We start from the raw sequence: 23,976 nt of genomic DNA, 5'->3' as shown, positions 1-23,976 counted from the left end.
CAACATTGGATCGTCCATCTACACTCCCATAGCCCCGAACGTCCGCGTGAACAAGCGGAGAAACGGCAGCAATACCAGTGATCATCTTTCGCTTGATCCCTTCTCAACCCCATCATTCCAATCACCCAAATGAATACCATCATGTACCAATGACACAGCATTCACTGGTGTCGTGAATAAGACACCGCGTTGTATACGGTGTGATTTTCTCCGCATGGACAGCCATGCTTTAGACAGCGTGTTTGCAGGTGACATCGGCATGCACTGTACCGTGACCCTGGTCTTGCCTGGGGGCATTCACGATGAGATGCATTGGACGCAATCCCAGGCGCTGAAATAGGGCTTGATCGCGTTCAGTATCCGGATTAGCCGTAGTCAGCAGTTTCTCACCGTAGAAAATCGAATTGGCACCGGCCGTGAAGCACAGCAACTGTAATTCGTCACTCATTGATTCCCGCCCTGCGGACAAGCGTACCATCGACCTGGGCATGCTGATACGTGCCACTGCAATCATGCGCACAAATTCAAACGGATCCAGTGTCTGCGTACCATGCAGTGGGGTCCCAGCCACTTGAACCAAAAGGTTGACCGGCACAGAATCCGGATGCGCGGGCATATTAGCCAGAGTCAGCAGCAAACCAACGCGATGCTCACGGGTCTCGCCCATACCGACAATACCGCCACAACACGTTTTCAAACCAACATCGCGCACATGGACCAAAGTATCCAAGCGATCCTGATATTGCCGAGTGTGGATAATAGAATCGTAAAAGTCCGGCGATGTATCCACGTTGTGGTTGTAATAGTCCAGACCAGCGTCCTTGAGCGCCCGCGCCTGGCGTGTATCAAGCATGCCTAACGTGGCACAGGTTTCCAGGCCAAGTGCTTTCACCTCCCGGATCATCGCCGCAATTTTGGGGATATCCCGATCCTTGGGTGAACGCCAAGCCGCTCCCATACAGAAACGCGAAGCACCGGCCAACTTGGCTTGGCGTGCCTTGGCAACGACTGCATCAACGTCCATCAATTTCTGTGCTGTCACGCCAGTGTTATAACGCTGGGCCTGCGGACAGTAGGCACAGTCTTCCGGACAGCCGCCGGTCTTGACCGACAACAATGTGGAAACCTGAATCTCAGCAGGGTCGAAATGCTGACGATGCACACTGGCGGCGCGATAAAGAAGTTCTGGCAACGGCAAATCAAACAGCGCGTGTAACTCTTCGGCACTCCAGTCGTGGCGGATGACAGCGGACATCAACATTTCCTGACGATAACCAATCAACAGGTCCGGCAGTCTGGTCAGGATGAAGGACACTGTCAACTCGAATCGCAACGTATGGGCTGAGCGCCTGCTGTGCTGGTTACTGCCATCGCGCTGCCTGGCCTGCGATGAACCTGGCCACCACGGAAAACCATTATGTACAGCCTGTCAGCGGCTCCTGCCATGGATGGAGAACGCCTGTCTCCGCTGCGCTGCCCCGCTTAGAGAACGTGAGCGTATCCACGCAACATGTGGTCGCTGTTTATGTGATCCGCCACCGCTGGAGACAGTCCACGCAGCATTCCTGTACCACTGGCCAATTAACATGTTCATACCACGTTTCAAATTCCATCAAGATTTGGCATGCGGACGCTTACTGGCCGACAACATGGCGACCGCGGCACAACATTGGCCACGACCACAAGCGCTTGTCCCTGTGAGTTTGCATCACGGACGTCTGCGTGCACGTGGCTACGATCAGGCACTTGAATTGGCACGTGGTGTCGGAACCCAGCTAGGACTACCATGCCTGCCAGCATTGCGCCGCGTGCATGCAACCCGCCCGCAATCGGAACTGGATGCAAGCAAACGCCGCAGCAACCTACACAATGCATTCATTCCCGTGCATCCAGTCCCTGCACACGTTGCCCTTGTCGATGATGTGATGACAACAGGTGCCACATTACACGCAGCCGCACGGGCATTACGCCACATCGGAGTTACAAGGATCGATGCCTGGATTTGTGCACGTGTGCCGTGAGCACATCAACAGCACGCGCCTCATGATGTCCTCATCCCAGCGGCAATATCTTCTCTGAATGCAATTCTGATCTGAAAAATATTTGACACCAACATCAAGTAAGTTCTTATTAAATTCAAAAAATACCGTACTGACACAACATCGTGACGACAAAAACACCCACAACATCCTAACTATCTCTCGTATTGTGGTGAGCACTTTTTACCTCGATCAATCATCCGTTCCCTGAGTTTTTTATATGAACTCAACCATATTTCGAAAAAGCACAGATTGATCGCATCATCCAGAATGATCGCCGGCAATAGAGTCCTGTTCTGCACACACTTACAAAACTTCAAACGCTTAAAGTCATCTACCACCCTTACTCCATGCAACGCCCCACGTTCGACATGCTTGAGACATGGCAAAACCATCTCATCGGCCAAGCATTGCGTGGTATCAAGCACTGCGGCATCCCACAACATCACCGTCACAACCGACTTGGTAATCACCATATCCAGTCGAAGGAGTTAGAAGAAATCATCACTTAACACGTCACCAACACCCAGCATTCTCTTGCATATGTGCATCGCACATCACACCTCGTAGCACTGATTGACGTAAACACTTCAGATGCATTCAAAATTTCCCAAGTACACCTTGATCAAGACTGCTGGAATGTCATCAAATCACTGCTGAGCATTGTCGTTGCTTAGGATGCCTGCTCGCACCTGCTTGGTATCGTGTGCGACTTGGAGACTCAATACAGTAATAGCCAGAAAAAATATTCGCCAGCACCAAGGAAAACAAAATGCTCTGGCTATATGAGCATTATCTCTTAGCAACGCCGATCGTGAATCATTTTGATGCAAAAATAGAAATTCAACAAATAATCCAGATCAGTGCAGAAAGATTTAACATCGAAAATAATTTAATCTTCACATACACTCTGCATGGAACGTCTGAAAAAAATAAAAAGATTAATGAAGATTATTTTTAAAAAATAGAATTACGCATATTTAATCAGCAAGAACGATTAACTTAATTAGCACAATAGATACATCTGCAGAAAACAGCTCAAATAATCAAATCAATCAGGCTATTCTTAAAATGGCCAGGCAAGTGACATACCAAGCCACCTGTAATGAACAATACAGTTGCACCAACAATACCTCAAAACCTCATTTGAAAGCAGGAAGCAACCTTTTAAGGGATGAACCAGATCATAGAGAAAAATCAATCCAGTTTCATTACAACATAAAGCACTTGAAAAGATAGTCAATCAAGAAAATCCAATCAATTTTTCCAACAACTAAAAATATAAAATCGCCTCCATCAATCAGACATGAGACCGCCAAGCTGATCCGCAATTTGCATCTCTCTAGATGAGATCAAAATCAAAAATATGCAACAAGTACTTCTAGTCAAAAAATGGCGGCCATAGAAGCAGCAATGCATGTTATGAACCTTTTACTGTGCCCTAAGAGAGCATTCAATACAGCGTCCACACGACACCTCAAATCATATAAGGACTGAACGATATTCACCACATAGCATCAAGCAACGCGCTATTCCGAATAGCTGAAGATTCCCATCAAGAAGCGTCCGCACGGCAGTGAACACCCACTTACTCTCCTCGTTGCTTCTCTTCCATCTCATAAGCAACATAGCTGAGATAAAAGCGTGAGCTCAATTCACTCATCATCTTTTATTCATTGAGGCTGACACTATTGTTGTCGATATCGACGCGATGATGCTCAACACCATTACTCGTCAGATGCGTACATCATCATGACAATTAGCGTCTAACGACAAGGTTGGCATCAATAACATCTCTTCTCACTTGCAGCATCACATGCTCGGCATGCTCACTCATGTCCATGCCCGTTGTATCACGGTTCAATCTTTCACCGTTCTAATTCAATCTACGATGAAGCCGCAAAGCACAACTGCTGGCATAACCATGAAAATCATGAATTACATCACACTTCTCTTTTATCCAATAGCACCAACAACATATTGCAATGGGATCGAAATTTTAAAAGTACGTCGAACGCTCTGTAGCAAGCGCATTCTCAATCGGATCAACATACATGCATGTACCACTAAAGGGATTCACTAAATATCTTTGCGATCCTGATCACAGATGCAATGTTCACCATGTAGAGCATCAAAAAATGTATCAAGTAAGTGATGCTGTTTTTGCACGCATTGGTTTGAACTATATCGAGAAACGGCCATGAGTCTATTTGGAAACAAAATCAAGCCACCCCAAATACAGAACCAAATTGTAACCGTCGCTTTGTCAGGTGAACGTATCGAAGACATCGACCCGGACTTGATTGACCTGGAAAAACAGATGCGCAGCAAGGACAACCCAGGTTTCACCATCGAATCGTTAATGGAACTCGGCAATGACATGAAACGAGATGGACAGCATGAACCTGTCGTATTACGCAAAAACCCTAAAAAACCAGGCCGTTATCTAATGGTCGCTGGTGAACGGCGTTGGCTTGCTTGCAAGGCCGTTGGGATCAAACTCAAAGCCGTGGTCCGAGAATTGACCGATGATCAGGTGCGGCGGGTACAACGCGCCGAAAATATCCAACGCGAAAATCTGACACAACTCGAAATTGCAGTTGCACTGCGCGATGACAAGAAACGCCTTGGCACGTTAGAAAAAGTCGCAGCCGAATGGAACAAGGGGATCAACTGGGTCGCTGAACGTATCAATTTTCTTGAGATGGTGGAGGCCAACAGCCTTACCAGCCAGGCTGTCGCGGAAGGCATCACGGCGGATATCACCGTGATCAATGACCTATATCGGCTGGAAAAGATCAGCGAAACTGCAGCCAAAACTATCATCGATCAAGCCAAAGTCGATCCGGGGATCAATATGCGTAAAACCGTGCGTGAAAAGTTACAAGATGCAAAGCCAGCAACAAATGAAAAGAGCATGACTACCGTGACTACCGATTCTCGCATGCAAGAATTCACCACTGACTCCCTGGAAGGAAATACAGACCAACAACACATGTTCAATCAAGAGAAACCGGCTAGCGTTACCCCCGTGTCTCTCCCCCCAGAGGCAGCACAGCTTGTGGCATTGGCGGCCAAGCAAATGGAAACACTGTGTACAGAGGTCAGCACGCTTTCCAAGATCCTGCACCAGCGTCAGGACGTCATTAGCGTACTGGGCGATGTGCTGCAAAGCGTCGTACAAGCACAAGCCGCGTTGTTCCGTACCCGCCATGTGTTGGCTTCACTTGCCAATTTAAAATGAACCACTCCGCCAGATCTTGTATAGGATCCCGTCTACTTGCTGAGATGATTAAATCAATGCGGGATGCTCCCAAATATGTATCTCAACTCAAATGAGTTTGAACCAATCATCAATAGGGAAAATTGTCTTAATGAAATCCAATCTGTGGATTGTCTTTGAATACGCCCTACCAAGAGATTACCCAAATAAATCAGAAAAATAATATGGCATGAGAAAACAGCAACATCTATTAGAAAGAAGATCGATGCAGAGTCTTTTTAGAATCTTCAGAAGTTCGAAACTCGCTGTTTCGTTTCGGATCCTTTCAAATAGAGACACTGTGTCGACTTGGCTGGATACGCCATCTTCAACCATTGCCGAACACACCAAGATCTAAAGCATGCCAATGCACTGCAACGATAAGAGGACATGCATTCATTTGGATATGGGTATTAAACATTGATCCTAAATACGCAACTCAAGGCATCTATGACGTCTGAATCACCAAGACGCTCCATCACTGCCAACTCAGGGAACCCTAGCTGCTAGTACACGGTGGCACCATCGCAATATGCTGTCCACCAGCGACAGCCTTACAGGTCATTCTGATAAACCCTTTAATGTCGAACTCAAGCAAAACACCACAACAGGCTCATTGTCGTCGCAACACAGCAAAGTAACGACGGTAGTCCACGACCATGATGGGCAGCGAATCTGTGCCTGCCGGTATTGAAAACTACTTCAGAACGGTGCATCAGGCGATTACAGCCACCTTAACCACCCGAAGGCTGACAGTTGGCATGAGTGGACTGGTTCGAACGTATACCGGAGTACCAGATCAACCCATCATCAGCATGGAGATCTTTCCATGACAACCGTGCTTCTGAACGTGGATCACTGATTCAGCCTGTACTAGAAGGCGCTCAAACAATCGACTTTAGGTACATGAAGCCCAGCATAGAATCGAATAACCTGCAGAATATGTGATGGACCAATACGCGATCTGAAAGAAACATTGCGATGCGCCCGGACATCGCATCAAATCTGCTCACAACCTTTAATCTCTCGCGGATCCCTGACGCCTCTCCCATCCCGGACCAATCCGTTACACGGCTGGTAACGAATCGGATCAAAAGACCGCAGCAACAAGAAGACCTTCACCCCATTGTTGTCCGATGACGGCCATGACAACACCGACACTTTATATGCTGTGTCACACCCGCATACAGTGAAAACAGGCTTATTTTGTGGATATCTCACTGGATACGCCTCATATGAGAAAGGCTCCCAGTCTCCATGCATGAAACGCCCTAGTGCTCAGCATGGAGGGATCGCTCGCAAACATCCCTCATCATGAAACCGAGCGTCGGCACGACAAGGTAAGGAGATCCTGCAATACATCTTGATGGACATCCGCCCTGGGTATGACACACAGTGAAATGGCTTAAAGGTGCTGCAAAATCAAACGGTCCGTTAAGTGCTTTTGGAATAAATTCAGCTAAGAGAAGTAACAGGATTGACCGCATCCAAAATACACAGGTAACGACGCACCGTCGGCACCAGACCGTCATATAACGCTTCACTGATCAGTGCGTGGCCGATCGAAACCTCCAACACACCAGGGACCGCCGCTAAAAACGTACCCAGGTTGGCTTGCGACAAGTCATGGCCAGCATTGACACCCAAGCCAGCGTCCCGCGCAAGACGCGCAGTGGCCGCAAATCTACCCAACACCGCGTCCGGGCAGCCAGCATCGTACGTCTCCGCATATGGACCGGTATACAGTTCAACCCGGTCCGCCCCCCATATGGCTGCATCCGTCAGACGTGGGGCGTTAACGTCAGCGAACACACTCACGCGGCATCCCAACCGCTTGAGCTCACTAATCAATGGACACAGCGCGTCCCCTTCTCGCACAAAATCGAAACCGTGGTCGGATGTCATCTGCTGATCACCATCAGGAACTAGGGTGACTTGATCAGGAAGGGTTTGACGGCACAGTGCGACAAGCCCCGCATAACCTGCACGTGGCGCTGCAAACGGATTACCCTCAATGTTGAACTCCACACCGCGGGCGCGTGTCAGGGCCGATAACGCGATGACATCATCATGGCGGATATGACGTGCATCAGGACGCGGATGCACGGTGATACCGTGTGCGCCGGCATCAATGCACGCGCTGGCGGCGCGTATCACGTCCGGTTCGCTGTGACCACGCGAGTTGCGTAGGACTGCTATCTTGTTAACGTTGACACTCAACCGAGTACGATGGCTCATTTCTTTATCCCGTCTGCATCATCATCGGTACTCGCAATTCTCTGGGAATGCCTGCGTACCTCAGCCAGTTCCTGAAGCCGCTGTAATTCCACTTCATCAATCATACTGGCAATATCGTGACGCCGCCGCCGATGCTCTCTTGAATATTGCGCACACGCCCAGAGCAACAATAGGCCCAGCGCACCCCAAAGCGTCACCAACAGCAGCCACATCTGCGGTATGAAAAAGGCGGCGCACATGGCAGCGATTGCCATCAATAAGAACAGCCAATGCATTACTATCTCCCTATCGAGTCGACACAGTGTAGCCACCCACTGCATCGGTTGTATGCCCACTCTCAACAGGAAGACAACACACGAAGCTGTTGTCAATGTGGATATATGCTCTAGTGCCTGATATCTGCGTCTTAACCATCCGTACCGACACTCATGACAGTGATCGATCAAGCGTCAGTTGATTGGATGAACATCATCACACTTGCAGCGTACTGGATCGCCAACGGGCCCGCGTTCTGGATATTCCAGAAGCCGATGGAATATCACTGAATCCTGTACAAATGAGTGAATCGTCTTTTTAGGTGATGCCCGCCCTAGTGAGCTTTGGCATAGGGTATTTGAAGTCGGTGTTGATGTGTCTGGATTGTTTCCTAGCGATTGTATTGTGTTGCTGCTATTGATCAGTCTCTGACAGAGTGATCCCATGAACACTCTGTAGCGCTGGACACGCATCGCTGACCAGATCATCCAGCCATGCCGGGCTCGCCTCCACCAGCGATAGAACTTCTTGCATACTTAATTTCTACAATAAATGCCACGGCACATAGGTGCTACAGCATCTCGCACATGTAGCCATCACCCTTTCCGTTCACGGTGCCCATCACATGTTGTCAGGGAACGCTTCTGCATTAGCAGCACAATCCCACCCAGATACTCTCTCGCTTTTCCAAGGGTGGTTTCTTCAACAGGCAATGACTCTGTCTTCTGAAGTTTTAGCGGACTGAGGATTTTAATCTGGGCTTAAATGATATCAACGCTTGCAGGCATCTTTCACACCGTGAGTACAGGGAAGCCATGACCCAACAGCGGATCAAATCTGCCTCTGCACGCTGGGCTCGTCACAAAAAACAGTCAATCGCAATATCAATTGGCGTTCAATTAATCACCTTCATATTTAGCAAGTTTCAAATCATAGACGCATATCGTTCCAATGTCTGAGACATCCCCTGATGCAAACTTCAATATAGGTCGACTGCCGATAGCAAACACTTGCAGCGCCACTCAGGAACCTTAGAACACCTCATGATAAACAGCATTTCAAAATGCTTCCGGATCCCTCTTAATATCTCCATTAGGAATAACGGACTGATAGATATTTTGAAAATAGCGGTTGTGTTCGTGGGACGTATGGTAAGCACTGCCTTGCTCTCACAATCCGCATCGCTCACACCCTCTCTCAGCAACCTCTTGTACATCTCTGGTTTGCAGTGCTCGACTCGGCGGAACACTCAACACTAAGACTGCTTCTGTCTTTCAATCTTTCAACTGCTACAAGACACGGTTTTTAAAGGACATAGCACCTTACGACATATTGTGTCATCGATATTCCAGGTTCAATGTGGCCAACCAGCGTAACAGCATCTCAGAGATTCAAGTTCACTCATGGTATGGCCTATCAACATATCCAACGCAATACCTGCATCTGAGGTTTTTCGATCTCCACGGTAACAATGCGATCTCGGCGAACCAATGCAGCGATGTGGCTTCCTCATGACAGGACAAGCGATCTCTGAACGATCGTTACTCCAATGAAAATACACATTCACGGGGCTGCATCATGGCAGTCGCTCTTCCAAATTTCTTTGATATTCACTGATATTGGAAAAACCGATTGTGACGCGAATACATCAAAATGTGCCGCTAGATTGCTGAAGGCTGCCATATGACAGCTTCCTCGAAACCGTGCAATGGGCTGTTCGCGCCAGCCATCCACGACACTGTTTAATGAAGTTATTAGATTACTAATACCGCATGTATATGCGCGCTTCCAACATTGCGGTGCCATCGTGGAGAAACATCTCAATACGTTTCTCTGGATAGGGTCGCAACGGTCCCGAATCACGCCTCGCGCTTGGAATGACGGTCCAGAAACAAGTCCAACACATCATGATCGGCTAAACGATCATGAGTACTCCCAATAGGCGGTTACGATTGACCCTCATCATAAGATCGGATCAGGAGATTCCTGTGTACAAAGGAAAACATGGCGGAACGATGTGTTCAAGTAAATCGAATATTTTCGTCGAGTGACTGTCTGTCATGATACATGTGCAAGCAATGCTTCAGCGTCATGCAACATGCTTTTAAGCTCTTGTATGCAAAATATTTTGAACACATCGCATGTGTAACGCTTTATCTACTTATCACCAGAACTCAGCCTTCTTGTTGCGATCTAAATTCAAAAAATACGATGCAAGCTTAAGCATTCATATCGGATATCGCTGACAACAATGGCTATTCTCACTGTGCATTAATAGTAAAAATCAACGCTCTGAAGGACCGCATCGAATTGGCCTAGTACGATCACGTCCTTAGGCGGCCATCTCTTCATCGGTTGGACCAAATAATTCGTAATGTACCTGTGCCGCAGGCACACCAGCACCGATCAGGTCACGAACAAAAGCACGCAAGAACGGACGCGGGCCGCAAAGATAAAAGTCAGCTCTCTGGAACGGGGTATTGGCTCGCAACCAATCAATCGTGATAAATCCGGGGTTCGCAGCGTCTGCTTCACTACATTGTGCGTAGAAAGTGGCGGCTTGCATATGATCGTGGCGGCTCACTAAAGCGCGAATATGAGCATCCATCGCGTGTGTCGCTCGACTGTGCGTACCGTGGACGTACCATACATGCGCTTCAGGATGTGCTGCAGCGATCCATTCCATCATGCTCACCATTGGCGTCAATCCGACACCGCCGGATAAAAGAACGATGGGCCGTTCAATCACATCGGGGAGGAAAAAATCGCCCACAGGCGGGGTACATTCAATCACCGTCCCTACCTTGGCTTTATCGTGAAGGAAAGCGGATACTCCTACGCCGGCTTCACGTTTGACAGTAATCCGATAGTGATCTTTATTGGGGCCACAGGAGATAGAGTAATTACGCTTCATACCCGGGAATCCTGCTGTATCGAAGCGGACAGTGAGATATTGTCCGGCCTGATGGGGTACAACCGCCCCGCGATCCTCAGGATGCAGGATGAATGAAGTGATCGTTTCACTTTCACGAATACGTTGTGCGATGACGAAACGCCGCCAGTCGATCCACCCACCGCTTTGGGTCGTAATTCCCTCACGAATCACTGCTTCGCGATCTTTTAAAAGATTTGCAATACACCAATACGCTGCTCCCCAGGCATCCAATACTTCCGGCGTCGCAACGTCACCTAATACTTCCTTGATGGCACTTAGTAATGCCGTCGCGACATAGGGATAATGTTCGGGATGAATCGCATAACCCACATGCTTTTGTGCGATTCTCTCAACGGCTGATCCAAGTACCCCAAGGTTATCAATATTGCGAGCGTACGCCAGGATCGCCGCGGCAAGTGCATGGATCTGGGTGCCGTTGTTCTGGTTTTTCTGATTGAAAAGGGCCTCAATGTCCTGGTCTTCAAATAATCGACGATACATCGCTGCAACGATTTCTGTGCCATGTTCGGCCAGTGCCGGCACCGTGGCTTTTATAATGGCGATAGTATGCGGCGACAATGATGTGGACATTGATTGATTCCTGAAATTCAAATGCTTGAATTGCCACATTTTAATATAAATATAGGATCTTCATTCCAAATCCATTGTTGATGTTCTCAATGGGTGACATGCTTTTTTCCAAAGACACTTCAGTGATATACCTGAATGTTGCTTGTCGAGCATCGACTGCACATGATCGTTTTATCTGCAACACGCGCTCAGCGAATATCCCAGCAACTTCAGTGGAGGCAATACAGGCTGATATTTATGACATCATAAAAACTGTATTAAAGATCATGGAATACGAGCACGTGATCCATACACCCCGCAGACAAATAAAGACGTATCTCAAACTTCAAGCGTGGAATGTTTATTTCAACTGGATCAAACAATTAAAGATTCGACCCATTTTTACGATGCCTCTTGAAGAAGGCGATAGCGACTCACGCATGTCTTATTGATCGAAGAATCATCGCACTCCTACGGTTTATTTAATTTTGGAATAAAATTTCTCAGTCAATGGCATCGACCCACTTCACGATGACAGCAATACAGGGATGATCAGTAGCTCCGAGCATGGCATTGCTTTCGAATTGAGTGCATGCATGCCAAACGCTGAAACGTCACCCTCTTGACGGTTCCACCTCAATGTCCACCGATGACGCTCCAATCACCTTCCCCCCAAGGTCACTTGCTGAAAGTGTGGCGCGTTCTTCACTGATCTTGGATGAACTCTGGAGACGCCGAAGGCATTACCATTCCAATCTCTTTCTTCACACCCACACGGATATGCCTTGCTTATCAGTGCCGCCACTTCCAGCATGGCGCTGCTCACCGCGACTCCGGATGTTCGACACTGGGGTACGAAGACCATCCCACCGCCACGGTAGAATCCTTGAGTGAACGTCTCTCATGTGCTCGATCACCTGAACCAGGACCAGCGTGAAGCCGTTTCCGCGGCTCCCGGCCACTACCTTGTCCTCGCCGGTGCCGGGTCAGGGAAAACCCGCGTCCTGACGCATCGCATCGTTTGGCTCAACGAGGTGCATGGAATCCCGACCCACAGCATGATGGCCGTCACGTTCACTAATAAGGCGGCTGGCGAAATACAGCAGCGTGTCGATGTGCAACTGCGCCACGGGAAACGCGGTATGTGGATCGGGACGTTCCATAGCTTGGCGCATCGATTGCTGCGCCTGCATTGGAAAGACGCAAAGCTGCCCGAAGGCTTCCAGGTCATCGACAGCGATGATCAATTGCGCTTGGTCAAGCGGGTCATCCAGTCCTTGGAATTGAATGACACTCTGTTCCCACCTAAGCAGGCGATGTGGTGGATTAATACTCAGAAGGATGAAGGACGCCGTCCTGAACACATCCAACCCGAGTCACATGACAACTGGATTGAGACGCAGCGCCGGATCTATGCCACCTATCAGGAGCGTTGCAACCGTGCCGGTTTAGTTGATTTTGCCGAACTGCTGCTGCGAGCCCATGAGCTGCTGCGCGATACACCGGCACTGCTAGCACACTACCGTGCACGCTTCGGTGAAATTCTGATCGACGAATTCCAGGATACCAACACCATCCAGTACGCGTTTGTGCGGGTGCTGGCCGATGAGACTGGCCACGTGTTCGCCGTCGGCGATGACGACCAGGCCATTTACGGCTGGCGTGGCGCCAAAGTTGAGAATGTGCAGCACTTCCTGAAGGATTTTCCAAGCGTGCAGATCATCCGGCTGGAGCAAAATTACCGCTCCAGTGCCAATATCCTTGGTGCTGCCAACGCCATCATCGCGCATAACCCGGACCGGATTGGGAAGCGGCTGTGGACTGAATCCGGTGATGGTGAATCCATCGACCTGTACGCCGCCTACAACGAGATTGATGAAGCCCGCTACGTGATCGAGCGCGCGCGCCAATGGGTGCGCGACGGCGGCAGCTACGGCGAGATAGCGGTGCTTTACCGTAGTAACGCCCAGTCCCGCGCGTTCGAGGAAGCGCTGCAATCCGAACACATCCCTTACCGTGTGTACGGTGGCATGCGTTTCTTCGAGCGTGCCGAAATCAAGGATGCACTGGCCTACCTGCGCCTGCTTGCCAATCGCAGCGACGACGCGGCATTCGAGCGTGTTGTGAATACCCCCGCACGTGGTATCGGTGAGCGCACCTTGGATGAAGTGCGCCGCCTGGCACGTACTCAAAGTCTCGCGTTATGGGACGCGGCGATGGCATGTACTCAAGCATCCACGCTAAGTACACGGGCACGTAACGCTTTGGCGGGGTTTCTCAATTTAGTGCAGCAACTTGCGCTGGAAACCAGTCAAATGCGTTTAGCCGAACGGATCGACCATATGCTACTGCGTTCGGAGTTACGCGAGCACTGGAGAAAAGAAGGACGTGGTGGTCTGGACTCGGAATCACGTCAAGAAAACTTAGACGAGCTTGTTTCGGTCGCTTCACGCTTTGTACTTCCGGAAAGTGACGCAGAAGAAGTCACCATGACGGAATTGGATGCCTTTCTATCCTATGCGTCGCTGGAGGGTGGTGATGGTCAAGTCCAGGCCGGCGAGGAAGGTGTGCAGTTGATGACCCTGCACTCGGCAAAAGGTTTGGAGTTTCCACTGGTCTTCTTGGTGGGCTTAGAAAATGGGTTATTCCCGAGCGCGCGTTCCCTGGACGAACACGGCCGCCTGGAAGAAGAGCGCCGCCTAGCGTATGTCGGCATCACCCGCGCCCGTCACAAACTCATCCTCAGCTATGCCGAAGCACGCCGAATCCACGGTCAGGATAACTACAACGTGCCTTCGCGCTTTTTGCGCGAGATCCCGCAAGATCTATTGCATGAGGTACGTCCCAGCATCCAGGTTTTGCGCCAGGCTTCATTGGGGGCAGTACATCGTCCGGTCCACAATGAACGCGACACGGCATCGATCAAGCTTGGCGTGAACGTCATGCACCCTACATTTGGCAGCGGCGTGGTTGTTGATTACGAAGGCAGCGGTGCGCACACCCGTGTACAAGTCAAATTCGACACAGTCGGTACAAAATGGCTGGTGATGGCATACGCCAATCTCAGCGTGGTATAGGCCGTCATTACGACCGACCTATGCCTCTTCTGTCTGAAGATTCCTAATACTTCAGCCTTGTCTGCCAACGTCATAGACTTTTTCTTGTAGTCGCCCTGATGAGAGCCACCAAGAAAACGTCGTCATCTGGGATGGCCACCCGCGCCTCCACCAGCAAGGTGCAGTGGAGGTTTGAAATACATGCCAGGCTGCCTCATGCCAACGTGCCCAACATGCATGGCTGCTACCACCCGGCCATAGCCGCTCGACCGAGTGTTGCATTCCACACGCTTGGGGGTCCCCTGTGTGGGGCATGCCCTGGCATTTGACACGATCCCTGTGCCTATCCACGTCTGCAACATTGTCCGCATGCCGGGTGCTTAGAACAGGCAATGCCATTGTCCTAACCAGAAAGCGATCGCAAACAATAGTCCGATCCGCTTCTCCATTACCCCGACGTCGTATTGTGTCGAGAGAGTGCTCCATTCCATGCTCACCCCGTTTTCGAATCGAATGTTCATGGGGTGCATCTTGTTTATCGCCCTTGTTTTTCAGGTCCGCCCGATCGATTGGTTCTTACGCTCGGCCAAATATTTCTCCAAATAATGAATGTTCTGTCGACCGGACTGGAAACCCTTGTCGCACATGATGCGCTGCTGCAATGGGATGTTGGTCTTGATGCCATCCACGACCATCTCGCTCAGTGCCAAGTGCATACGCGCGATCGCCGTCTCACGGTCCGGGCCATGTACGATGAGCTTGCCGATCATCGAGTCATAGTTCGGCGGCACCTTGTAGCCACTGTAGATGTGTGTATCCATGCGCACCCCCGGACCACCGGGTGGATGGAACGCCGTAATCAAGCCCGGATGGGGCAGGAATGTCTCAGAATCTTCAGCATTAATACGGCACTCGATCGCATGGCCATGCAGCACGACATCGCTCTGCTTGATACTCAACGGCTGACCAGCGGCAATACGTAACTGCTCACATACTAAGTCAATGCCAGTGATACATTCAGTCACTGGATGCTCTACCTGGATGCGCGTGTTCATCTCAATGAAGTAAAAGCGGCCATTCTCGAACAGAAACTCAAACGTGCCAGCACCGCGGTAATCGATACGAATACAAGCATCGACACACACCTGACCGATTTCATTGCGCAGCGCTTCGGTGATACCGGGCGCCGGGGCTTCCTCCACCACCTTTTGATGACGGCGTTGCATCGAGCAATCGCGCTCCCCCAAATGGATGGCGTTCCCCTGGCCATCAGCCAACACCTGAATCTCCACATGACGCGGGTTCTCCAGGAACTTTTCCATATAGACTTGGCTGTTACCAAATGCGGCTTTGGCTTCAAACTGAGTGGTCTCGATCGCCGCCTTTAATCCGGCCTCGGTATGTACCACACGCATCCCACGCCCACCGCCGCCGCCAGCGGCCTTGATGATGACCGGATATCCGATCTGACGCGCAATTTTGATGTTAGCGACAATGTCATCACCGAGCGGACCACCCGAACCAGGCACGCACGGCACACCAGCCGCTTGCATCGCGTGGATCGCCTGCACCTTATCGCCCATTAAACGAATCGTATCCGCCCGCGGTCCGATGAAAATGAAACCGGACTGTTCCACGCGCTCAGCAAAATCAGCGTTTTCCGACAAAAAGCCATAGCCCGGATGGATGGCCTGAGCATCCGTGACCTCAGCGGCAGCAATTAGTGCCGGAATATTGAGATAACTCTCCGCGGATGGTGCCGCGCCAATGCACACCGACTCGTCAGCCATCGCAACGTGCTTGAGGTTGCGATCAACGGTCGAGTGCACCGCGACGGTGCGGATACCCAGCGTGTGGCACGCACGTAGGATACGCAACGCGATCTCACCACGGTTGGCAATAACGACTTTGTCTAACATGAGAAAGGTTCCGAAGTACGGCGTCCTTGAGGCAACGGCCAACGCCTGGTGTATGGTTCAGCGGATCACAAACAGCGGTTGGTCAAACTCGACCGGCTGACCGTTTTCGCTAAGAATCGCCACGATCGTGCCGGCGACATCGGCCTCAATCGGGTTAAACATTTTCATTGCCTCGATGATGGCCAAGGTGTCACCTGGTTGGATTGTTTGACCAACACTCACAAACACCGGCTTGTCCGGCGAGGGCGAGGTATAAAACGTGCCGACCATCGGCGCACGCAGCACATGCCCCTCTGGCAGCACACTATTGTCTTTGGTGGTACTGCCGGTAGACACCTCTGTAGGCGGAATCACCGGCAGCGCCGACGCAGCCGGTACATTCGGTACAGCCATCACCCACGGCATCGTTGGTGCCGTCATGGTCATATCGACCTTGGGTGTACGTGCCAGACGCACGCTCTCTTCACCTTCTTTAATCTCGATTTCGGAGAGATTCGATTCTTCGAGCAGGTCGATGAGTTTCTTGATTTTTCGGAGATCCATAATGGCCTCATTGGTGATACGGAGATGGTCCGCGGGGTCTGATTGCCGGCTCAGACTTCAGAATCGAGTCTGGCGATCACTCCCTCCAGGGCGATGCGGTAGCTGTCCACCCCAAAGCCACACACGACACCCAGCGCTTTGTCGGCCAGATAGCTATGATGGCGGAACGGCTCACGTGTATGCGGGTTGGAAAGGTGAATTTCGACAAACGGGATCCCCACCGCAAGCAGCGCATCGCGCAATGCCACTGAGGTATGGGTGAACGCCCCCGGGTTGATCAAGATGAATGCAGTGCCATCCTCGCGGGAGGCATGGATGCGTTCGACCAGTACATGCTCAGCATTCGATTGCAGACTGCTCAAGCGGTGGCCAGCGGTCGCGGCGCGTTCGGCTAAGGCGGCGTCGATCTGAAACAACGTGATGCGGCCGTAGATCTCAGGTTCACGGATACCAAGCAAATTCAAATTGGGACCATGTAACAACAGCAAATGAGCCATGGTATTGGAATCCGGGGGCACTCAATGCCCTAAAAGCCTAAAGGCGGCGAGTCTGCGCGAAGCGAGTGATGGTGTCCAGATGGCAAAGTGATGCATGTTTGAAGTGGATGTCTGAAATACGCTGATAAATCATGTGATGTGGCCTTCGAACGATGCATGGCTCACTGAATCTACAGGACAGGGATGGATCGATGGTATTTATCAAACTTGAATGCTCCTTATGCCCCTCACAGTCATACTAGATATAAGCATCCATTGGTTCAGGGATCTGGTTCAGGCAACCGGATATTACATACAGTTTCCGATCTGCATTGATCATATGGATATCAAAAAACAATTCGATTCATTGCATTGGGTAAGGGGCTGACATCAATACGGATGGATATGCAGGAAGGGGGGCATCGACACGATGACTCTCTGTCTCCAATCTCGGCCTTTCCACCATGTTGTTTCCACCTAGCTCTCCAAGATGAGATTGATCTCTAGCTTCCGGTTGACTTGGAAACATGACGACGCCAAGTGAAAGGGTATTTCACCACACCCACCTTCGATCATCCCCATGTGCAACCGGTCACCACATATCCACTGCGATTGCCGTTTGGTGGGGAATCGCCTCGTTTCGGCCCGAACGAGTCATCGCAGCAAACAGCGAAAACAATCGTAGAACGTTGCGACCATGGGATGGCCCATGTATCGAATGAAATCAGGGTTGCTTGCATCCTGGTCAACAAGCATCCATAGCCTACCGCGACGTCCTTAGAGAAGAGCAGGCGTAAGATGGATGAAGTCATTTTGCAATGCTGACTGCTGCCGGGCGCGCCTGTTCAGCCGGGTGTCAACGCAGCCAACACCCCTCGTGCGGCGTTGAAGCGGTCAGCCGGTTCCGGCAGAGGCAACTTGAGCTTTAATTTGCTTGGGCCATCCATCGTATACAGTTTGGATTGCTTTTGGACGAGCTGGATCACCGCCATCGGATCAATGGCCGGTTTGGCTCCAAATATGATACGACCACCGTTCTCGCCCAATTCCAACTTGGAGATACCCAATGCGGTGGCGCGCAGCTTTAATTCAGCAATTGCAAACAGATGTTTGGCAGCGTCTGGAAGCAGACCAAAGCGGTCAATCATTTCCACATTCAACTCGCGCAGTGCATTGCTGTCACGCGCTGTAGAGATACGTTTGTATAGTGTCAAACGGGTATGCACATCGGGCAGATAATCCTCTGGGATCAAAGTGGGCAGGTGCAAATCAACCTCGGCACCACGTGCTTCCTGACCTGCATCGAAGTCTGGCAGTTTACCTTGCTTGATGCTGCGCACCGCGCGCTCAAGCAGTTCGGTGTATAAGCTGAAACCAACCTCGGCCATCTGGCCGCTTTGATCCTCGCCGAGCAACTCACCAGCGCCACGGATCTCCAGATCATGGGTCGCCAGGGTGAAGCCGGCGCCAAGCTCATCCATTGACGCAATTGCCTCCAGACGTTTCTCTGCATCCGGAGTCATGCTACGCCGGTCAGGAACCACCAGATAAGCATAGGCACGATGGTGAGAGCGGCCGACACGGCCACGCAACTGGTGTAATTGCGCCAGACCAAAGCGGTCGGCACGGTTAATAATGATGGTGTTAGCGTTGGGAATATCGATGCCAGATTCGATAATCGTGGTCGACAGCAGGACATTGAAGTGTTGCTTCTGGAAATCCAGCATGACGCGCTCCAGTTCGCGTTCGGGCATTTGGCCGTGAGCGATGCCGATGCGTGCTTCTGGTACTAATTGAGCCAGATCACGCTGCATCCTGCCGATACTCTCCACATCGTTATGCAGGAAGTACAACTGGCCGCCACGCGCCAGTTCACGCTGGAAGGCTTCGTGCAACAGCGCGTTATCCCATGGAGTGATAAAGGTCTGGACCGCCAACCGGTTTGGCGGTGGTGTGGCGATGATCGACAAATCACGCAACCCCGCCATCGCCATGTTGAGCGTGCGCGGGATGGGTGTAGCCGTCAGCGTCAACAGATGCACATTCGCACGCAGCGCTTTCAACGCCTCCTTCTGACGCACTCCGAAGCGTTGTTCCTCGTCGACAATGACTAAACCCAAATCTTTGAACTTGACGTCCGGTTGCAACAGCCGGTGAGTGCCGACGATGACTTCAATGGTGCCTTGACTGACCTTCTCTAGCTCGGCCTTGATTTCTTTAGTGGTTTTGAAGCGCGAGAGCACTTCGACTCTAATCGGGTAATCGGCAAAGCGGTCGCGGAAATTGCGGTAGTGCTGTTCGGCTAGCAGCGTCGTCGGCACCAGTACCGCCACCTGTTTTCCTCCACTGGCAGCCGCGAATGCAGCCCGCACCGCCACCTCGGTTTTACCGAAGCCAACGTCACCACACACCACCCGGTCCATAGGCTGACTGGATTGCAGATCGCACAGCGTGGTCTCAATCGCGGCAAGTTGGTCGGGAGTCTCTTCGAACGGGAAGCCGGCTGCAAATGGTTCGTACATCGCACGATCGATGTGCAACGCCAAACCTGCACGTGCCTGACGCCGGGCCTGAATCTCCAGCAGCTCGGCAGCCACATCACGTACCTTCTCGGCCGCCTTGCGCTTGGCCTTGCTCCATTGCTCACCACCCAATGAGTGCAGCGGCGCTGTCTCCGGCGAGGCGCCTGCGTAACGGCTGATCAGATGCAACTGGGCAACTGGCACGTATAAACGGTCGCCCTTTGCATACTCGATCTCCAGAAACTCACCAGGCATGCCGTTGATGTCCATAGTGATCAGCTTGCGATAGCGACCAACGCCGTGGTCCTCGTGCACGATGGGGGCACCCTCGGACAGTTCACCCAGGTCGCGGATAATCGCTTCCGGTTCACGCCCAACACGCCGGGTGCGGCGCATTGGATTAACACGCTCTGGGAACAGTTGGCGTTCAGTGAGCACCGCGATGTGCGGCAGGTTGAGTGAAAACCCATCCTCCAATGGCGCCACAGTGATCGCGAACGTTGGCAAGGCCCCGCTCTGCGCAGAAGGGACGGGGAAAGCGGTCACATCACCCGCGACTGGAAAGACCTTATCGCTATCCTGTTTGATTTCACCGAACCGGCTGGCTTCGTCCGGAGATAGAAAAAATGCCCTGAAGTCAGGCAATACGTCGGGCCGTAGATCGGTGGTGGCCAGCAATTCAAGTAACACCTCACGGCGACCAGGCGAGGCAGCAGCAATCAGCACACGGCCCGGGTAACGAGCAAGGAAGGATCTAAGTGTCTGCCCGACTGAGGCATCCTTAGCAGCAACCGGCAGTGGCTGTTCATCCAATGCCTCCGCTTTATCGATATTGGCGTGTCCGGCCGGCCAAACCTCGATACGCGGCAATCGGTTCAAGCGTTCGCGCAATGCATCGGGGGGCTGGTATAGCTCCTCCGGAAGTAACAACGGGCGCTCGATATCGTGGCGACGTTGCTCATAACGCTGCATCGTCTGAGCCCAGAACGCATCAGCAGCGTTGGATACCCCAGGTGCAGTTAACACGAGCACATCCGGGCTCAAATAATCGAAAAGCGTCGCGGTAGCACGTTCCCTCCCACGCTCCGGCTCAAAAAAAAGTGGCAAGTAGTATTCGATCCCAGAGGGGGCTAACCCGGCTTTCAAGTCCTGGTACAGCGCACTGCGGCGGATATCCAGATCGAAACGCTCACGCAATCGCACCAAAACCCGTTCAAGCGCTGCCGGATCCAATGGGACCTCGCGGCCAGGCAGCATATGGACTGCATCGACCTGATGTAACGAACGCTGCGATTCGGAATCGAACGTGCGGATGGAATCAATGTCTTCGTCCAATAGTTCGATCCGCAGCGGCATATCCGCACCCATCGGATAAACATCAAGCAGCCCCCCACGTATCGTAAAATCCCCCGGATCCATCACCTGTGGCACGTTGCGGTAACCGGCCCGCTCCAGCCGCTGCTTCTCAACATCCAGCACCAAGCGTTGCCCCACCTTCAAATCGAAGCTGCCACCTACGATGTAGCGCAACGGTGCCAGTTGCTGCATCAGCGTCTGTACCGGTACGACGACAATACCGCGGGCTAATGCAGGCAGCCGATGTAAAGTAGCCAAACGCTGGCTAATGATGTTTGGATCAGGACTGAACTGGTCGTAGGGAAGCGTCTCCCAGTCAGGGAAACCAATGACCGACAAGGCCGGATGCTGACCCAGCAAGATCTGCAGGTCAGCCTCGATCTGGTGTGCACTGTGATTGTCATGCGCCACCAACAGCAACGGCCCCCTGTGTGCCTCGGCAGCACAGGCGACATGCCAAGCAAGCGCCGTGGGAGAGACGGGGGCACGCCAAAAGGCACGGAGCTGCCCGGCACGGGGCAACGGCGGAGCGAGAAAGGAGGACGGTGACATGTTAAGCGCTGATTTTAGCAGAGCCTGTCACCGTAGTACCTCGTTTGGGCAGTCAGCACCGATCAATCAACCATCCAGTTTTAATGTCATGCGCACCAGATCTGGAGACTCTGGATGAAGCTGGCGCTGGAAGCCGAGTGACTCGGCCAGTTCCAACATCGGCATGTTGCGCTCCAATACGTCACCGTAAAGATGGTCGAGATACTTACCGCGTGCCCACTTCACCAATTTACGCAGTAGCTGTCGGCCCAACCCCTGACCGATGACGAAGCTGCTCACCAGAATGATGTACTCAGCCTGACGTGAACCTGGCACGATCGCCGCACGCGCCAACGCGGCAATCATGGCTTCACCCGGTGGCAGGGGCTCGGCCGCGACCAGCACGATCTCACGTTTAGCATTGGGGTTGGTCAGTTGCTGGAAACGTTCAACTGAACCGGCAGCAGCGGGTGCAAACCGCTCACGGATTTCTTCCGGCCCCATCAACGCGAACACCCCCTGCAAGGGTTCAACATCTTCGGGGCGGACAGGACGCAACAGCAATACATGCCCATTCGGCAGCTTGAAGTTCTCATGCCAGGGCGGCATACGGTTGCGGATGGACATGACGTTATCTTCTTTAAAGTCGGCAGATTCTGGCATTACCGCACCGGTCCGCGGTGAACGGGAACATATCCACATTGCAATCTTGAGCGATTGTTAAAACGCAATATGTATTTTGCGTCACTCATTGATCTGAACAGGGAATACTTCACATGCACGATTCTCTCAATGAAGACAAGACATCATCGATTGATGCATAAGAATTATTTGCAATAGGGATGGCGTGGCCTGTGATGACGTGTGTGATCTGGTGAACCTAAGCGATACAACCATCTGTAAACGCATCGAACACAACAGCTTCTCAACCAGCATTGCATGGCTGTCTGAAAAGAGGATTTCACGCATTCAAACCCTGCAAGAAACATGCTCCCAAGCAAAGATCTGCAATCGATATCGAAAGCAACCAAAGATGAAACTCGCTCGCCTCGCACGATTTAGTTCCTCATGCTTGAGGTGATATTTTTCACATAAAGGCGTTCGTCTGTGTGCGCTACATAACATCAACAAACCACCTGGGCGCTTGAGCTTGACATGACCAAAGCGAATGCATCTTCGCTAAAACAAAACATCACTTGAGGCGATCCGGAACCCGGATGAATCAATGTCAGTAAGGCTTCCGGAATGCATTGATCAATCGAGATGACACATCCATCTGAAAATATAAGGACCGAACCCACCTCGCTTACCTCACGATGTGGCCTTCAAGCATAAAACACCCGAAGCACCTCACCACAACAGCGGCACTCACTCCGGCGCCTTGAGCCACTCCAACCGGGTGCTGGCACCGGGTTCACCAAGTTGGGTTTTCAGCACGGGCAGTGCAGGAGCAAGGAGCTGATCGAATTGCCAGGGCGCGTTGAGCAGCAACATGCCGCTGCCATTCAAGCGCAGCGGTGAATCATCAGGCCACACCAGCAACTCGGCGATCAACGCCGAGCGTACCGGTAGTACCCTCGCCTTCCGGAAGAACGGCTGCAAACGGCGCCGTTGCTTGATGGGGTACCACACTGCACAGGTCGCCTGCGGCCAGCGCGTCAACGTCTCGCGTAATGCATTCAGGACCAACGGATACTCCGCATCCTGCGCCTCGTAGGGCGGATCGATGAATACCAAGCCACGCCCAATGCGCTGTGTTCCTACCTTTGGGGGCAAAAACGCACGCACCGCTGCATAACCATCCCCGGCATACACACGCACCCTAGGATCAGGGGTGAACAATGCATGCAGCGCTGCGGCCTCCTGGGGACGCAGCTCACAAAACACCAGCCGGTCTTGTGCACGGCACGCCTGAGCAGCCAGCAGGGGTGAACCAGGATAGCGCTTGATGTGCAGGGGTGTGCCCGAGGCCAGTCTCTTTGAAACATTGTCCGCCTGCACGGCATGCAGATAGCGCTTGATGACCTCCAAGCGCTGCGGCTGGGTCATCAACCGCATCACTCCGGTCTCGGCCTCCCTAGTGTTGCGACTCTCCTCGGCAGAGAGCAGGTAACGTCCCCGACCAGCATGTGTATCAAGCACAAAGAACGGAGTGTCCTTGCGTGCCAGTCCATCCAGCAGCGCGAGCAAAACAATATGTTTGAAAACGTCGGCGTGGTTACCCGCGTGGAAGGCGTGGCTGTAGTTCATCCGCACAGTGTACGGAGTGCACCA

Annotated in this window: 16 protein-coding genes; 6 read left to right on the top strand and 10 right to left on the bottom strand. The window is 51.8% G+C overall.

The window, feature by feature from the left end:
* Positions 1 to 229: 229 nt before the first annotated feature.
* Positions 230 to 1,255, bottom strand: coding sequence for a biotin synthase BioB (gene bioB, locus PLS229_RS00245; RefSeq protein WP_038272321.1), 1,026 nt, complete (start codon positions 1,253 to 1,255; stop codon positions 230 to 232).
* Between the two features lie 49 nt (positions 1,256 to 1,304).
* On the opposite strand from bioB, the gene PLS229_RS00240 reads away from it, so the two are divergent.
* The 4 genes from PLS229_RS00240 to PLS229_RS11845 all read left to right on the top strand — a co-directional run bounded on the left by PLS229_RS00240 (position 1,305) and on the right by PLS229_RS11845 (position 6,134).
* Positions 1,305 to 2,021 carry a ComF family protein gene (locus PLS229_RS00240; RefSeq protein ID WP_038272305.1) on the top strand — a complete coding sequence of 239 codons (717 nt, stop codon included), beginning with the start codon at positions 1,305 to 1,307 and terminating at the stop codon, positions 2,019 to 2,021.
* Between the two features lie 368 nt (positions 2,022 to 2,389).
* Positions 2,390 to 2,551: a hypothetical protein gene (locus tag PLS229_RS00235; RefSeq protein WP_160165215.1), complete on the top strand. Its 162-nt coding sequence runs from the start codon at positions 2,390 to 2,392 to the stop codon at positions 2,549 to 2,551.
* 1,688 nt (positions 2,552 to 4,239) lie between these two features.
* Entirely contained in the window at positions 4,240 to 5,283 is a 1,044-nt protein-coding gene (locus tag PLS229_RS00230; protein WP_038272299.1) for a ParB/RepB/Spo0J family partition protein, read from the top strand.
* A 677-nt stretch (positions 5,284 to 5,960) separates the two neighbouring features.
* On the top strand, positions 5,961 to 6,134 hold the full coding sequence (locus PLS229_RS11845) for a hypothetical protein (RefSeq protein ID WP_216651941.1): 174 nt from the start codon (positions 5,961 to 5,963) through the stop codon (positions 6,132 to 6,134).
* A 622-nt stretch (positions 6,135 to 6,756) separates the two neighbouring features.
* Here PLS229_RS11845 and PLS229_RS00225 read toward each other — a convergent pair.
* The 3 genes from PLS229_RS00225 to hmpA form a co-directional block, all read right to left on the bottom strand.
* Positions 6,757 to 7,539: a pyridoxine 5'-phosphate synthase gene (locus tag PLS229_RS00225; protein WP_038272298.1), complete on the bottom strand. Its 783-nt coding sequence runs from the start codon at positions 7,537 to 7,539 to the stop codon at positions 6,757 to 6,759.
* Complete coding sequence (locus PLS229_RS00220) at positions 7,536 to 7,814, bottom strand: DUF2244 domain-containing protein (RefSeq protein ID WP_038272319.1); 279 nt, start codon at positions 7,812 to 7,814, stop codon at positions 7,536 to 7,538. Before PLS229_RS00220 ends, PLS229_RS00225 begins: the two co-directional genes overlap by 4 nt.
* 2,312 nt (positions 7,815 to 10,126) lie before the next feature.
* Positions 10,127 to 11,320: an NO-inducible flavohemoprotein gene (hmpA, locus tag PLS229_RS00215; RefSeq protein ID WP_038272293.1), complete on the bottom strand. Its 1,194-nt coding sequence runs from the start codon at positions 11,318 to 11,320 to the stop codon at positions 10,127 to 10,129.
* Between the two features lie 89 nt (positions 11,321 to 11,409).
* On the opposite strand from hmpA, the gene PLS229_RS00210 reads away from it, so the two are divergent.
* Both PLS229_RS00210 and uvrD read left to right on the top strand, forming a co-directional pair.
* Entirely contained in the window at positions 11,410 to 11,751 is a 342-nt protein-coding gene (locus tag PLS229_RS00210; RefSeq protein WP_152536651.1) for a hypothetical protein, read from the top strand.
* A 438-nt stretch (positions 11,752 to 12,189) separates the two neighbouring features.
* On the top strand, positions 12,190 to 14,376 hold the full coding sequence (gene uvrD / locus PLS229_RS00205; protein ID WP_038272290.1) for a DNA helicase II: 2,187 nt from the start codon (positions 12,190 to 12,192) through the stop codon (positions 14,374 to 14,376).
* A 530-nt stretch (positions 14,377 to 14,906) separates the two neighbouring features.
* Here uvrD and accC read toward each other — a convergent pair.
* From accC to PLS229_RS00175, 6 genes are all read right to left on the bottom strand, one after another.
* Positions 14,907 to 16,274: an acetyl-CoA carboxylase biotin carboxylase subunit gene (accC, locus tag PLS229_RS00200; RefSeq protein WP_038272288.1), complete on the bottom strand. Its 1,368-nt coding sequence runs from the start codon at positions 16,272 to 16,274 to the stop codon at positions 14,907 to 14,909.
* Between the two features lie 57 nt (positions 16,275 to 16,331).
* A complete protein-coding gene (gene accB, locus PLS229_RS00195) occupies positions 16,332 to 16,817 on the bottom strand; it encodes an acetyl-CoA carboxylase biotin carboxyl carrier protein (RefSeq protein WP_038272286.1) in 486 nt (161 codons plus the stop codon).
* Positions 16,818 to 16,867: 50 nt separating this feature from the next.
* Positions 16,868 to 17,314, bottom strand: a complete 447-nt coding sequence (gene aroQ / locus PLS229_RS00190) for a type II 3-dehydroquinate dehydratase (RefSeq protein ID WP_038272284.1) — start codon at positions 17,312 to 17,314, stop codon at positions 16,868 to 16,870.
* 824 nt (positions 17,315 to 18,138) lie between these two features.
* The gene (mfd, locus tag PLS229_RS00185) at positions 18,139 to 21,723 is read right to left on the bottom strand and encodes a transcription-repair coupling factor (protein ID WP_038272281.1); all 3,585 of its coding nucleotides are present in this window, start codon (positions 21,721 to 21,723) and stop codon (positions 18,139 to 18,141) included.
* Between the two features lie 66 nt (positions 21,724 to 21,789).
* Entirely contained in the window at positions 21,790 to 22,329 is a 540-nt protein-coding gene (locus tag PLS229_RS00180) for a GNAT family N-acetyltransferase (protein WP_038272316.1), read from the bottom strand.
* Between the two features lie 741 nt (positions 22,330 to 23,070).
* Positions 23,071 to 23,952: a 23S rRNA (adenine(2030)-N(6))-methyltransferase RlmJ gene (locus tag PLS229_RS00175; RefSeq protein WP_038272279.1), complete on the bottom strand. Its 882-nt coding sequence runs from the start codon at positions 23,950 to 23,952 to the stop codon at positions 23,071 to 23,073.
* Positions 23,953 to 23,976 lie beyond the last annotated feature (24 nt).

Origin of the sequence: Xylella taiwanensis, assembly GCF_013177435.1 — a bacterium.
Classification (GTDB): Bacteria; Pseudomonadota; Gammaproteobacteria; order Xanthomonadales; family Xanthomonadaceae; genus Xylella; species Xylella taiwanensis.
Note: the sequence above shows the minus strand (reverse complement) of the source record. Positions and strands in the feature narration are given on the sequence as shown.